This window comes from Raoultibacter timonensis, from assembly GCF_900240215.1.
In the GTDB taxonomy this organism is placed as follows: domain Bacteria; phylum Actinomycetota; class Coriobacteriia; order Coriobacteriales; family Eggerthellaceae; genus Raoultibacter; species Raoultibacter timonensis.
The window spans coordinates 629,833-642,276 of record NZ_LT964679.1 but is presented as its reverse complement, the minus strand read 5'-3'; the positions used below and the strand labels follow the sequence as shown (position 1 = coordinate 642,276).

The window sequence follows — 12,444 nt, the reverse complement described above, 5'->3', positions numbered from 1 at the left end:
GCTCTCTACGGTCCAGGCTCCGTCCGCCCGGTAAAGCACCCCTTTGCTGCAAAACTACTTGGTGATGACGGTTCCCGTCTCGCCCTTGAGGCCCTTGGCGGCGCACTCGAGGGACGTGATGAGCGCGCGGCCCTCGGGATGGGCCTCCACGAACTCGATGCAGGCCTCGACCTTCGGCAGCATCGAGCCGGGGGCGAACTGGCCCTCGGCGATGTACTTCCTCGCCTCGGCCACCGTCATGGAGTCGATCTCCTCCTGCTCGGGCGTGTTGAAGTTGATGGCCACCTTCTCGACCGCCGTGAGGATCACGAGCATGTCGGCGCGGAAGTCCGCGGCGAGCTTGGCGCTCGAGCGGTCCTTGTCGATGACCGCCGGCACGCCGCGGTAGGAGTCGTCCCGCTCGATCACGGGGACCCCGCCGCCGCCCGTGGACACGACGATGTAGCCGTCGTCCATGAGGTCCTTGATGGCGTCGAACTCGACGATGCGCTGGGGCTTCGGCGAGGGGACCACCTGGCGCCAGCCGCGCCCGGAGTCCTCCCTGTAGGTGTAGCCGGTCTCCTCGGCGCGCCTCTTGGCCTCCTCCTCGGTGAGGAAGGCGCCCACGGGCTTGGTGGGGTTGTCGAACGCCGGGTCCTCGGGGTAGACGACCGTCTGCGTGACGACGCAGGCCGTCGAGCGCATGATGCCGCGGCGCTTCATCTCGTTGAGGATCGCCTGGGAGAGCTGGTAGCCGATGTAGCCCTGGCTCATGGCGCCGCACTCGGGGAAGGGCATGGCGGGCGTCTTGCCGTCGTGGGTCGACGCGTAGTCGAACGCGTTGTTGATCATGCCGACCTGCGGGCCGTTGCCGTGGGAGACCACGACGTTGATGCCCTCGGCGACCATGTCCACGATGTGCTCCGCGGTGTTCTTCACGAGCTCGAGCTGCTCCTGCGGGGAGTCGCCCAGGGCGTTTCCGCCCAGCGCGATGACCACGGACTTGCCTTCGCCTTTCTGATAAGCCATAACGGTCTCCTTCCGCTTACGAAAGGGTCGCGTACATGACGGCCTTGATGGTGTGCATGCGGTTCTCGGCTTCGTCGAACACCTTGGACTGATGGGACTCGAAGACCGCGTCCTCGACTTCCATCTCCGTCACGCCGAACTTCTCGGCGATATCGGCACCGATGGTGGTCTTGGTGTCGTGGAACGAAGGCAGGCAGTGCATGAAGATGGCATCATCGGCGGCCATGCCCATGACCTCGGTGGTCACGCGATACGGCTCGAGGAGCTTGATGCGCTCGGCCCAAAGCTCGGCCGGCTCGCCCATGGAAACCCAGATGTCGGTGTAGATGACATGGGCGCCCGTGCAGGCTTCCTTGACATCCTCGGTCAGCGTGATGGTGGCGCCGGTCTCGGCGGCAACCTGCTTGCACTGCTCGACCAGTTCGGCCTTCGGCATGCGCTCCTTCGGACCGCAGGCGACGAAGTGCAGGCCGAGCTTGGCGCACACGACCATGAGCGAATTCGCCACGTTGTTCTCGGCGTCGCCCATGAATACGAACTTGAGTCCCTTGATGCCCATGGGGAAATTCTCTTCCACGGTGAGCATGTCGGCGATCATCTGGGTGGGATGGAACTCGGTGGTAAGGCCGTTCCACACCGGCACGCCGGCGTTGGCAGCGAGATCCTCGACAATCGACTGATCGTAGCCGCGGTACTCGATGCCGTCGTACATGCGGCCGAGCACGCGGGCGGTATCCTCGATGGACTCCTTCTTGCCCATCTGGGAGCTGCCGGGATCGAGATAGGTGACGCCCATGCCGAGGTCCATGCCTGCGACCTCGAACGAGCAGCGGGTACGGGTAGAGGTTTTCTCGAAGAGAAGAACGATGTTCTTGCCTTCGAGATAACGATGGGGGGTGCCCGTCAATTTCAGGTTCTTAAACTCTTTGGACAGCTTGATGAGGTAGCGGATCTCGTCGGGCGTGAAATCCAGCAGCTTCAAAAAGTTACGTCCGATCAAACTAGTAGGCATTGCTCATTCCTTTCGATAGCGCATATACATTTGTCTTGAAACAGGCGGTGCCAAGTTATATCCGCCTCGCCTCGACCGGCCCCCGCCGCAAGGCTGGGGGCCGACAGGGTGTAAACCAGATGAGGAGCTAGTCCTCGCGCCAGATGGGCATGCTCATGCAGCGCGGGCCGCCACGGCCTCGCGAAAGCTCGGCGGAGGGCATCTCCAAAACGTTGAGGCCCTTCTCCTTGAGCACGGCATTGGTGACGTCGTTGCGCTCGTAGACCACGATGGTACCGGGAGCGATGCAGAGCGTGTTCGAGCCGTCGTTCCACTGCTCGCGCTCGGCAGCGATACGGTCGCCGCCTCCGCAGGGAATGAGCTCGACGGGGTTGCCGATGTACGCTTCGAGAATCTCTTCCAGCGTGTCGTGCATCTCCTTGACTTTGATGCCGCCGTTATCGTCGGGGGTGATCTCGAACACGGTCAGCGGCCCGAGGATGCCCGGATGAACGGTGAACTTGTCGTAGTCGATCTGGGTGAAGACCGTATCGAGATGCATGAACGCACGGGAGTTCGGGATATTGAAGGCCAGGATCGTCTTGATCGGAGAATCCGACTCGAAGATGTTCTTGGCGATGGCGTCGATCGCATCGGGCTCGGTGCGCTGGGAGATACCGATAGCGAGAACCTTGTCGTTGATGTTGAGGATATCGCCGCCTTCGATGTGGAAGGTGTTGTAGCGGCTGTAGTACTCGGGAGTTCCTTCGAAATCCGGATGGTACTTGAAGATGTACTCGCCGTAGATAGTCTCGCGGTTACGCGTGACCGAGTACATCCTGTTGATGCTGACGCCGTTGCCGATCATGGCGAACGGGTCGCGGGTGAAGTAGAGGTTCGGCATGGGAGCGACGACCATCTTGGACGCTTCGCTCACCAGGTCGACGAGGGAGTTGCTCTTGTCGGTGTGAAGCTCGGTGAGGTTGATGCCCTCCATCGTCTTCATAACCAGTTCTTTGCTGTCCTTGTAGTTATCGTTGAGGTAATCGAAGATGATCTTCTGGTACCGATCGGTGCGGATGCCAGCCTCCTCGATGAACTGCTTCAGGAACTGTTCACGCAACTCGGGCTTCTGGTCGAGCACTTCCGCCATAAGATCTTCGAGATACACGACTTCTACGCCGTTGTCGCGAAGAATCTGGGCGAACGCGTCGTGCTCTTCCTGGGCGACCTTCAAAAACGGAATGTCGTCGAACAGAAGCTCTTCGAGCGTGTTTGGTGTGAGGTTCAGCAACTCTTTACCCGGTCGGTGAAGCAAGACTTTTTTCAAAGGCTTGATTTCACTTTTGACGTTTACACCAGCCATGGCAACCCTCCTTTTCTTTTATGCATTCTTTACGTTTCTTACTTTCGGTTTTGCTTCATATTTTGAGCACAACCGCATGACACGGCCAAAATCTCATGCGGGAAAAGAAAAAGCAACAGGTAGTACCGAACTGAAATAAAGGATTGGCGAACGGTAGTTTTTAAGCGGTAAACGGTTATTGACAAAACGTTTTCTTTTCAGATCCTTGCCTTGTTTTGCTCCATCGCAGTAAAGCGAAATAGTGGTAAGAAACCAACCCGAGTCCCTCCTCCCGTGTGAAAGGGACTTCGACGCTCAAGCTCTTTATGAATACGAGTGCATAAAGAATGCCAAAGATGCAAAATGATTTTCACCTCCTCGGAGCATGCGCAATCCAAGGCGCTTCCGTACACGTGCGAAACCGCCTCGACCGCCGTGCGGCGCATGCGTGCCGCCAACGAAAAACCACTCTGGCTCACTGCGGGAAGCGAGGAGGAAAGACAATGCTGACTTATTTGTTTGTCCTTGTCATTACCCTGTTTTACCATCATTCACCTATTCGGAACCACCCACGGTAAGCCGCAGAATGAAAAAGCGGGTCGACCGTGAAGTCGACCCGCTGCATTAACGTGGTGCGCCCGGCAGGATTCGAACCTGCGACCTTCGGATTAGAAGTCCACTGCTCTATCCAGCTGAGCTACGAGCGCATTGCGGCACTGGCGTGCGTAGGTATTATACCGCAACTTTTCCCGCGGCGTCCGATGAAGCCGAAGCGAGGGGCGTAGAATCTTTGGGAGTCGTTGACGCTCCGTCGTGTGACCTAGAAGGCAATCGTTAGGAAAAAATTTTATATTTTATCATACTTTTTTTTGATATTCTAGTCATTGAAGACATATCGTAAGTTCCCGCAAATCAGTCCGAATAGCGCCAAAACGCACGTTTTCTTCCACGTTCCAAATAAAGAATGCATACATTGCCGCATCTATGCCATCTCATGCATATCCGAACATTTAAATATGCTGAAACGAAAATAGTCCATGCTCGGTGCAGCAAGCGTACCAAGTGCTGCGCGGCATCCGCGGAAAGCGAGCCTGGGCGCCTTGCTCGGGATACATGCGCACCAGCACGATGCGCTCATCGGTCGCGCATGCGACGAATGCGATATGATGGCCCTTTTCCATCGGATGGTCGAGTTGCACATAGTATTCATCTTCGATTTCCTCGACAGACAGCACATGCTCTCCCGCTGCAGATTGGACCTCGAGGGGCTCGAGCAAGCGACCGCAGCACGATAGTTCGGCATCCGACGTGCTCGTCAGGATATTGCCGCACGAGGCGCAGCGATAAAGTTTGATTCGCTTCATATTTCCTCCGTCGGTATCGTTTTGATTGAGGTCACCCGATAGAATGCTCTGCATATCCGCACCGAGAACGGCCGATAGGCCCCTGAGTAGCGACACATCGGGAAGCCCACAGCCCCGCTCCCACTTCGACACCGCGCGATCGCTCACATGCAACGCGTCGGCTACCTGCTTTTGCGTCATGTTTCGCTCTCTGCGAAGCCGTCGAATCAGGATTCCCGTTTTCTCGTTGTTCATCGTATGCACCTCCGGAAGGCATGCTATAGTCCGCCCAACGTTCGCGCAACAAACGCTCCGTTGGGTTCGAGTATCCGCGAATACCCCCCGTAAGGAAAGCAACCGCTCGGCAACAAGAGACTCCGCATCCCCCCGTTACCTCATCTCTTTAGTAAGATAAAGTGAATTGTCCCGTTTCTGCGGTTGGCATGCAAGGATGGAACGAAGGGAGCGCCTGTGTCGTATTTGAAAGACCATACACTTTACTATAAGAAAACCTGCCCGTTCTGCCAGAAAGTACTCCGCTTTATGGATGAGAAGGGCATCACGCTCGATATGCGCGACACCACTCAGCCCGGCATTCAAAACGATCTGGTGTGCGTCGGCGGCAAGAAGCAAGTCCCCTGCCTCGTTGTCGGCGGCAAGGCGATGTACGAGTCGGACGACATCATCGCCTATCTGGCAACACAGGTCAGCTGATCGGACGGCAAGAGCCGAGATCGATCCGAGAGGTGTTGCGAAAAGGAAAGCCCGCACAATGCGGGCTTTCCTTTTCGCCGTCGAATCCAAACCCCCGCAACTCTGCAGCGCAGTCATGCACCGACGCCCAGAAAAGCAAAAAGGCCAGAGCTTTGTAGCTCTGGCCTGCGCTCTCAATGGAGCGGGTGACGGGAATCGAACCCGCGTTATCAGCTTGGAAGGCTGGAGTTCTACCATTGAACCACACCCGCATATTGCACGGGTTCCATCGAACCCATCAAGCAACCTTATGCATGATACACGAAACGAAACGCATTGAAAAGTGGTCTTTTGCCGACACCAACCGCGGGCGGGCGCTGCCTACGCGTCTTTTTTGGATACGAGCAGCAGGATGCCGGCAACGAGGTTGACGAATATCAGCGTGCAGACGCCGAACGCCGCCGTGTTGGCCTTGGTGCCCTTGTAGATTCCCCAACAATGCACGCTCATCGGTATCATCCATGCGAGCGGGATAATCGCCCAACCCAGCGATACCGTAGACAGAATGCAGAAAACGAACGCGACCATCCTCAACGTCTGGTCGTTGCTATCCATGGCGGGCTGGACTACGGATCCCTGGTAATACCCCTGCGCTTGCCCCTGCCCGTACCCGTACTGTCCGCCGGGCTGAGCGCCGTACGAACCCGGCTGGGCAGTGATCGGTTGACTGGGCTGCACGGTAGTGCAGTCGTCGGTCCACTGCACACCGTTCCAAAACCTCATTTTCGAGGGGTCTCCCGACGGATCGGGATACCACCCTGCTTCGTTGCCTGCCATGCTGTCCTCCCTATTCACTTGCTCGATTGAAACACTCGCCATTATACCGCCTGAAAAGAGCATGCGGTTTGGTCGGGACGAAAAAGCCTCAACGAGAGCACGGAACAGGAGGAAGCCAGCGCCGCATTTGTACGAAATAGCGGTTTTCTTGGGTTCTCTTTGCGTTGCCGACACAAAGAGCTTGCCGTATCGCTATACTACACGAACGCTAGAGGCCATCCACATGATCCATCTTCCCAATGATTCATGTAGTGTAAGACTCTTCCCTTGCAAATAAGGTTATCTCTTTGTTTGACGGGTGGATGGTATTTTGCTGCGCGCAGAAACGACGACGCTGCGGATCGCACCCGCGATACCTGCGTTCGCCGCACACAGCCCGCAACTAACCGCAGTACGTCGAATGAGGAGACATGATCAATAACCAGAACCGCCCTGCGGCATTCAGCGATATGCCGCTTACCCCGCACGTCATCAGAGCGATCGACGAGATCGGCTATACCAAGCCCACGAATATCCAGGCAAGCGCCATCCCCTTGCTTCTCGAGGGACGCGATCTGATCGGACGCAGCTGCACCGGATCGGGCAAAACGGGTGCTTTCGCCATTCCCGCAATCGAAGGCGTCGACGGTTCCTCGCACCACGCGCAGGTACTCGTACTATCGCCCACCCGCGAGCTCGCCATGCAGATATACGTCGAAATGAAAAAGTTTTCGAAGTACAAAGAAGGCGTGTCGCTCGCTGTCGTGTACGGCGGATCCGCCATGAACGATCAGATCAAGCAGCTGCGCCACGCGAACATCGTTATCGGCACACCGGGACGCCTCATGGATCACATGCGCCGCAAGACCCTTAAGCTGGATCGGATCCAAACCGTCGTTTTGGACGAAGCGGACGAGATGCTCAACATGGGTTTCATCGACGATATCGAGACCATCTTGACCGCAACGCCCGACGAACGCCAAACGGTACTGTTCTCGGCAACCATGTCGGCTCCGTTGCTGAAGATCTCAAACACCTTCCTCACCGATCCGCTGACCGTCGAAACGCTCGCCGGCAAGGAAAACCAAGCCGATATCGAGCAGACGTACTACCGCGTTGCACAGGCTAAGAAAAAAGACGTCCTCAGCCTTCTCATGCACGCGAACGGGCAACGGTCCGTCGTGTTCTGCAACACGAAGTCGATGGTCGACGAATTGGCCGAGATGCTTCGCAAGCAGGGCTTCAAGGCATCCGGGCTCCACGGCGACATGACGCAGGCCGCCCGCAGCCAGGTAATGCAGGGTTTTCGCAGCGGACGAGTGCATGCGCTCATCGCGACCGACGTGGCCGCACGCGGCATCGACGTTGACGATATCGACGTGGTCGTCAACTACGACCTGCCGCAGAGCTTCGAATACTACGTGCACCGCATCGGGCGCACCGGCCGCGCAGGAAGACGAGGCATATCCCAAACGCTCGTATGCAGCGGGAAGCAGCAGGCAACGCTGCGTGCTCTCATGAAGTACACGGGGCACACCATCGAAGAGCGGAACCTCCCAACCAGCAACGAGATCATGGACAAGGCCATAGCGCGCGCAGCCCAGGAAATCATCGGGGGGCAGGCGGCAGGACGCCACCCGGGGAAAGCAGCGCGCAAGCTCGTTGACAGCCTTCTTGAAAACGATTTGTTCGAAGGTTCCGAAAGAAACGTTGCCGTCGCCTTAGCCGAGATGCTGATGGGCGGAGACGAGCAATTCGATCGGCTGAAAGACATCGAGTCTTCCGCGCGAAAGCCCATGCAGAAAAAGCCGGGCAAAAAGGCAGACGGGAACGCCAAGAGAAAACGTTCGGGAGCTCCCGCCGACCATAAGAGCGGCGGCTTCAAGAGCCGAGGCAAGAGGAATACCGCGAGCAAGGATGCCCGGGGCGACGGGCGCGCCCAAAAAGCCCGCAACGACCGGCGGCAGGGCGATTCGAACAAGAAGAAGGCGCGCAGCAGGGCCTACGAGGCCGTCTAACAGCAAAGCGAATCGACACCGCGCAAGCCGATCATGAACAAAAAAGGAAGGGGGCGTGGCGCGCCCCCTTCCTGACTAGATACCAGAAAGACCCGATCGGCTCGAAACTTCGGATTACCCAAGACGGCGAGCCGATCGGCAGTTGAGAGACTCCCAAGAACGTCGATCACCGCATAACGGGCATCCGAGGATCAGTATCGAGGCGCAGAGGGATCCCGCCGCTTCCCATTCGGTGCTCCGCTCGTGCGCCGCACCGCATAAAGCGCCAACAAGCATGCCGCTACTGCAAGGGCAGCGAGGGACACCATCGCCATGCCGTCATCGCCGACTTTGCTCAGCGTATGCGTTTTGTTATCGGGCACGTCAGCAGGGTTCGGATCTTCGCCAGGCGTTGCGCCGGTCCATCGAGCCCAGAGCTCCACAGAGCCGACGGTTCCCGCATCGAGCGACGACAGCGTGCTGCCCGAGAAGGCCTCGTCGGCATACCAGCCCTCGAAAGTCGCGCCTTCGCGGTTTGCGCTCTCGAGCGAAAGCGGCAGGCTCGTCGGCGAGTAGTGCACAGCATTGCCGTGCTCGCTGTCCGCCACATTATGATACGTGATGTCGTATAGGTCGCCGGGCTGCTCGCGAGTGCTTACAGCCTCCGCCCTCAACGCGTATCCCCCGTCCTCGTAATACGATGCCCCCACGACGTAGTAGCGGCCGTCGTAGGCTGTGGAGGCGGGATAGAAGAGCGCCTCCCGAGAAGCGCGCTTGCCGAAGTCCTCGAACCTCGCGCCCTGATCGATCTGCGAAACGTCGAGATCGTAGGTGTCTTGATCGAGAAGAGCGCCTCCCTGCCCGACCGCGCTGAAGCCGGTCAGCATGAGTCCGTCGCGCGTTGCCGTCAGGGATCGGTGGTTCGCCCGCGCAGGGTCGGCGTCCGGGAGAACCGACGAGATGTCGTCGACCGAATACCCTTGGTCGGTTTTCGCTATCCTCGCCATCATCAAAGCCTGCGAGTTCGAGGCTTCGGAACTCGTCGCATACACCGTGCTGCCGTTGACTGCGGCCGTGACCGACGCGGTTGCCCGCGGAAGATCGCCCACCTTCGAAACACCGCCCGTCACCGGATCGTAAACGACGATGGCGGATTCGGCGACGAAGCCTCCTGCACTTTCGCTGAACGTCGATCCCCCGATGAAGAGCAGCTCCTCGTCGCAGTTGACCAGAGTGGCGCTCGGGGCAACCGATGAGCCGTCGAGCAGCTCCCAACCGTCCGTCAGCGGATCGTAGGCGCAGATTATCTGCTCGATGCTATCACCCCGCACGCCCATGCCGCTGACCAGGATCCTTCCATCGTAAGTCGTCATGGAGCGCCTTCCCGGCTCGTTCGCGTTGAAGAAGAACGAGACGTTTCCGGGAAGATCACTACACCGCTTCCATGTTTGCCCATTGGGGTCGAACGCCCACAAAGACATGTTCGATGTCTGGGTCGTCGTATCCTCCTCGGCAAGAAAGTAGATGCTTCCATGCAAGCCGCACAGGGCTCGCACGAGGGCACCGGAGGGATACCCTTCGTCAGCCGAAGGCAAACGGTACTGGATATCGAGCAGGGCGGTCTCGGGGGAAGGATCGGCCATCTCGAACACGAAGGTCTTCTGGCCGGCTCGTCCTATGGCTTTCTCAACCCGTACGACCTGCGATCCACTCGCCAGCTGCGCAGGCCACGCCACCGTGATCTCGTTGTCGGTCCACCTCTGAACCACCGCCTGGCTTCCCCCGATGCTCACCGTTCCCGCCGTTGATCCGAAGAAGTATCCTTCGAGCGTGACCGTGGCGGTTCCGCCTGAGTCCTCGACCGAAGCGGAGTTGATGACGGGAGCGTAGTTGCTCGGATCGACCGAAAGGTCAAGCGAGCCTCCCGACGTGCAGAGATCGGCGAACCTCCCGTCGAGGGCGGCCGTGCTCCCCTTCAGGCTGGCTGCGCGGAGCTTCGCCCGCTTTCCGGCAGTACCCGAGTCGTCCTCGCTCTTCGCCAGCACGCCCGCTGCGCCGGTTACCGCCGGCGTCGCCATCGAAGTGCCGTCCTTGTAATCATAGGCTACGTCGGAGGCATAGCCGGCAACCCCGACGGAATCGATGTAGAGAGCGCAGGCGGGATCAGCGGTGTCGACGAATCCGAAATCGATCTTCGCAAGCATCCGATCGCCTTCCCACACCAGCTCGTAGGTATCGCCGAGCAGCTCATCGATTCTGACCGAGAGACCGGCCCAGCTGTTCCCCTCGGCGCTGACCACATCCTGCGAGGAGAGCCACGTCTCGGCAGACGTGCCCTTGTCGCGCACCTTCAGCGATACCTTCGCCGCGAAATAGGGAATCGTCGTTGTCTTGTTGGCATACGCATGCAGACCGAAGCGGTTGACCGATGCCTGGTCTGCCGCAGGCACCTCGATTGCCATGTAGGCCGTTGCGCTGATCGTGCCTCCCGCATGCGCCTCCATCTCCGCCGGCGCGATCTTCCAGGAACTCCCCGCATCGTTTGGGTCGTAATGCACCGAAGTATCCTGGCTGCCAATCGGATTCACAGCGGCAACCGCATCCTCTTCGCTTCCGTACAGCACAGCGTGCGCATCTGTGGCGAACGCCGATCCGTAGCTTTCGTAGACGAAGCTGCTCGACACCGCTTCGGGATGATAGCTCGCCTGCGCCATCGGCACGGTCGAGAGGATGCGCGAACCGGGCGCCACGATATCGGTTGTCGCCGCACCGAAATTGCTGAAGACCGACAGTGCTCCGTTCGCCGTCGAGGAATCGACGACCACGGCGTAAGGGTTCGATTGCAGCGTCGAGGCCAGCTCGGCCATCGCATCATTGTCGTGGCCGTCGTTGCCCGAGGCGACGACGGAAACGGCCCCGAGCTTGCCGAGCTCGGTAACCGCCACCGAGAATATCTGCGAGGGATAGCGGTATCCCCAAGAGTTGTTGATCGCCACCAGATCGCTCAGGCCGCCTTCGACGGCGGCCGCCAGATAGCCGTATCCGTCGATGATCGATCCGCTTGTCACGTCTACGGCTCTGACGGCTACGAGCTTAACGCCGTTCGCAATGCCGCTGATGCCGAAGTCGTTCCACGCGCCGGCGATGATGCCCGCGCAGTGCGTCCCGTGGCCAGACGTATCCATGGGGTCTGCCGGGCTTTGATCGGACCCTGTATTGTACCCGTGGGCGCCGCTCGAGGCGTATGCTCCATTCGGGTCGATATAGCTTTGCATGTCGCTGCGCACGACAGGGCTGAGGTCGGGATGGGTGTAGTCTATGCCGGTATCGATCACGGCGATCGTGCCTTTTGCGTTATCTGCGATAGGATGGGTCCGATCGCTGGCCCAAGAAGGAGGTTTCACATCGAAGCCGATCTCGGTGGCCTCGCCCGCAAGCGTGGCACCGTCGTTCTCGTACGCCCACTGATAATCGGTGAGGTCGAGCGGCGTCGTAGGCGCCAAGGGCTCGATCGCGCCCGTCGGATTCGATGAAGCGGAAATCTCGGACTGCCCGATCCCGCTTGCACCCACCGCCCCGAAACCGACTTCATCGTCGTAGGAATACCGGTAATTGGGCTCAGCCATGAGCACCCGGGGATCGTCTCGCAACAAGTCGAGCAGCTCCTCGGTTGACAGGCCGTCGCCGGCCACCAGCTTGATCGAGAGCGCATCGCCATCCCGATACGCTTCGCTGTCGCTCATCAGCGACAGGGCATCCGCGTCGTCAGAGGCCGTCGGCCCGTTCGCAACGGTTTCGGCGTACACGGCCCCCGATACCGACATGAGTGTTTCGGCGGAATCGAGAAGATCGACCGACCGTGCCGATATGCCCGCAGGTTCAGTAACGTTGTCGACGAGAACCACCGCTTCGCCCTCGACGTGATCGCGTGTGACCATTTCCTGAATGCGGGCGTCCGACAGCATCGATACGCCCGCAGGTTCGGCGGCCGCAGACGAAGAGACGCTCGGCATCAAAGAGAACGCAAGATGCAAGCTGAGCAGGAAAACGAAAAGAGAACGGGTGGTTCGATGACGCTGGCTTCGGTGTTCCATAGTGCTACTCCCGATTCGACGATGCGTACCGCGCTTTCGAAAAGCTCCGTGGCGCGCTCATATTTATGGAAGATATTCCATATTAGAGACGAGAAAGTCCCCGGGCTTTTCACGGGAAAGATTGTATCACACACGACCGAGCATTCGCTGCGCCGCC

At 58.9% G+C, this 12,444-nt stretch carries 8 protein-coding genes and 2 tRNA genes; 2 read left to right on the top strand and 8 right to left on the bottom strand.

Features of this window, described 5'->3' with window-relative positions; genetic code table 11:
* Positions 1 to 54: 54 nt before the first annotated feature.
* From arcC to C1722_RS02755, 5 genes are all read right to left on the bottom strand, one after another.
* A complete protein-coding gene (gene arcC, locus C1722_RS02775) occupies positions 55 to 1,008 on the bottom strand; it encodes a carbamate kinase (RefSeq protein WP_102377891.1) in 954 nt (317 codons plus the stop codon).
* 16 nt (positions 1,009 to 1,024) lie between these two features.
* Positions 1,025 to 2,020 (bottom strand): ornithine carbamoyltransferase, encoded by a 996-nt coding sequence (argF, locus tag C1722_RS02770; RefSeq protein WP_102377890.1) that lies wholly within the window; start codon positions 2,018 to 2,020, stop codon positions 1,025 to 1,027.
* A gap of 127 nt (positions 2,021 to 2,147) precedes the next feature.
* Positions 2,148 to 3,365, bottom strand: a complete 1,218-nt coding sequence (arcA, locus tag C1722_RS02765; protein ID WP_102377889.1) for an arginine deiminase — start codon at positions 3,363 to 3,365, stop codon at positions 2,148 to 2,150.
* Between the two features lie 609 nt (positions 3,366 to 3,974).
* Positions 3,975 to 4,051: transfer RNA gene (locus C1722_RS02760), tRNA-Arg, on the bottom strand.
* Positions 4,052 to 4,354: 303 nt separating this feature from the next.
* Positions 4,355 to 4,942 carry a helix-turn-helix domain-containing protein gene (locus C1722_RS02755; protein WP_102377888.1) on the bottom strand — a complete coding sequence of 196 codons (588 nt, stop codon included), beginning with the start codon at positions 4,940 to 4,942 and terminating at the stop codon, positions 4,355 to 4,357.
* 216 nt (positions 4,943 to 5,158) lie between these two features.
* Between C1722_RS02755 and C1722_RS02750 the strand changes: the two genes are divergently transcribed.
* The gene (locus C1722_RS02750) at positions 5,159 to 5,401 is read left to right on the top strand and encodes a glutaredoxin family protein (RefSeq protein WP_102377887.1); all 243 of its coding nucleotides are present in this window, start codon (positions 5,159 to 5,161) and stop codon (positions 5,399 to 5,401) included.
* 177 nt (positions 5,402 to 5,578) lie between these two features.
* Here C1722_RS02750 and C1722_RS02745 read toward each other — a convergent pair.
* A tRNA-Gly gene (locus tag C1722_RS02745) sits at positions 5,579 to 5,652 on the bottom strand.
* Between the two features lie 109 nt (positions 5,653 to 5,761).
* Entirely contained in the window at positions 5,762 to 6,217 is a 456-nt protein-coding gene (locus C1722_RS02740; RefSeq protein ID WP_180995010.1) for a DUF2510 domain-containing protein, read from the bottom strand.
* A gap of 410 nt (positions 6,218 to 6,627) precedes the next feature.
* Between C1722_RS02740 and C1722_RS02735 the strand changes: the two genes are divergently transcribed.
* Entirely contained in the window at positions 6,628 to 8,214 is a 1,587-nt protein-coding gene (locus tag C1722_RS02735; RefSeq protein ID WP_102377885.1) for a DEAD/DEAH box helicase, read from the top strand.
* A 191-nt stretch (positions 8,215 to 8,405) separates the two neighbouring features.
* Here C1722_RS02735 and C1722_RS02730 read toward each other — a convergent pair whose 3' ends face one another.
* Entirely contained in the window at positions 8,406 to 12,287 is a 3,882-nt protein-coding gene (locus C1722_RS02730) for a S8 family serine peptidase (RefSeq protein ID WP_102377884.1), read from the bottom strand.
* Positions 12,288 to 12,444 lie beyond the last annotated feature (157 nt).